2 protein-coding genes are annotated in these 1,797 nt (G+C 50.3%); both read left to right on the forward strand.

Translation table 11 applies throughout. The features are described from left to right. The first annotated feature begins 22 nt into the window (after positions 1-22). Positions 23-670, forward strand: coding sequence for an IS607 family transposase (locus ACP5KC_RS10510; protein WP_428287562.1), 648 nt, complete (start codon positions 23-25; stop codon positions 668-670). Further along, positions 654-1,797 (forward strand): RNA-guided endonuclease TnpB family protein (locus ACP5KC_RS10515; protein WP_428287561.1); only part of this gene is annotated, 1,144 nt, incomplete at its 3' end. The genes ACP5KC_RS10510 and ACP5KC_RS10515, both read left to right, overlap by 17 nt.

Genomic DNA, 1,797 nt, shown 5'->3' on the forward strand with positions numbered 1-1,797 from the left:
GACAATAATATTTATTGGTAACATGAGTGAGCGTTTGCTGAGACCTAAGGAGGTTTGCGAGCTTCTTGGTGTTAGTTATACTACTCTACGTAGGTGGATTAAGGAAGGGAGAGTGAAAGCTGTACAAACCATTGGTGGTAAATATCGTATTCCAGAGAGTGAAGTGAGAAGAATACTGAGTGGGGCTGAGGTCAGGGAGATCAGAGCAGTTATTTACACTCGTGTTAGCTCTAGCGATCAGAAAGATAGCTTAGAAAGACAAATCCAGTACTTAACGCAGTACTGCATAAGTAGGGGCTATAAAGTCGTAGATATTCTAAGCGATGTTGCTAGTGGTCTTAAGACTGACCGCAGAGGATTGCTGAAGCTCTTTAACTACGTTGCTAGTAGACAAGTAGATGTTGTAGTCGTAACCTACAGGGATAGATTGACGAGGTTTGGTTTCGAATACCTAGAGTACTTCTTTAAACAATATGGTGTTAGGATTGAGACTGTTTTTGGTGAGGAGCTTAAAAACGCTTATCAAGAGCTCGTGGAGGACTTGATCGAGATTGTTACATCGTTTGCTGGAAAGCTCTATGGTATGAGGAGCCACAGGAAAAAGAGGCTCGTTGAGGGCTTCAAAAAGCTAGTGGAAGAGGTCGAGAAGGGCAGTGGCGAGAGTAGCTAGAACCATTGTAGTCGAGACGCCGCCCATTCCGAGGAGGCTGTTCAGGGTCTTCGTCGAGGTCGAAGGCATGTACCGGAACATGGTCGAGCAGCTCACGTTATACGCTGTGAGGGAGGGCGTATCCTCCTTCACGAAGCTTAAGGCGCTGAAGTACCGGGAGCTGAGGAATCTATACCCTCAGCTCCCTTCTCACTACGCGTACACCGCGTGCCAGGACGCGTCGGCTAGAGCCAAAAGCTTCCTGAGGCTGAAGAAGAGAGGGCTGACCGAGAAGGCCCTGCCCGAGGTCAACACGGTGTCTATATGGCTCGACGACCACTTGTGGAAAACAAATGGTTTAACATCTATTAAAGTAGCCACTCATAAGGGTTGGGTACCTCTCGAAGTTGTTCCGCACAAGCAGTACTGGAAGTACGTCAATAGTGGCTGGAGGCTTGCTCCCGAAGCAAAGATTAAGCTGAATAAGAGGAGCAGAAAATTGCTAGTCTACCTGACCTTCGCTAAAGAGGTCGGGGAGTACAAGCCACGCGGCTATGTCTCTGTAGACGTCAACGAGGAGAACGTGACTGTCCTACTCGACGGTGTAGCGCTCCTCTTCGAGACGAATGTGAAGAAAGTCGTTTTGGGTTACTATTACCGGAGGAAGAGGGTGCAGGAGAGGTACGACGCTGTCTACGGGACTAATTCTAGTAGAAAGAAGAGGATCCTGAGGAAGCTCAAGGAAAAGGAGAAGAAAGATGACGCGAGGTGGAAGATTGCGAACATAATTGTGAGAGAGGCTTCCAAGAGAGGTTACGCCATAGTCATGGAGAGGCTCGGCAGGAGACCCGGTGAGAAGATGGTCTCCAGGATAAGGGATCGCCAGTTGAGGCACAGGATATTCCAAGCCGCCTTTAGAGGCATGCAGAAGGCGATTGAGGAGAAAGCCCGAGAACACGGCCTTCCGGTAGTCTACGTGAACCCGAGGAACACGTCCAGGCTCTGCCCGATCCACTGCTCGGAGATCGCCTACGAGAATGGATCCAGGCTCGGGAGGTGCGCTAAGGGCGGCGAGGCCTGGCACAGGGACGTGGTAGCCGTCTGGAACCTCCTCAAGATCCGCCTAGGCGATGGGAGCACTGCTCCGA

Origin of the sequence: Infirmifilum sp., assembly GCF_049970975.1 — an archaeon.
Lineage (GTDB): Archaea > Thermoproteota > Thermoprotei > Thermofilales > Thermofilaceae > Thermofilum > Thermofilum uzonense.

Coding starts and splice junctions, on each gene's coding strand:
- ACP5KC_RS10510 (WP_428287562.1), top strand. CDS start 23: ATGAGTGAGCGTTTGCTGAGACCTAAGGAGGTTTGCGAGCTTCTTGGT.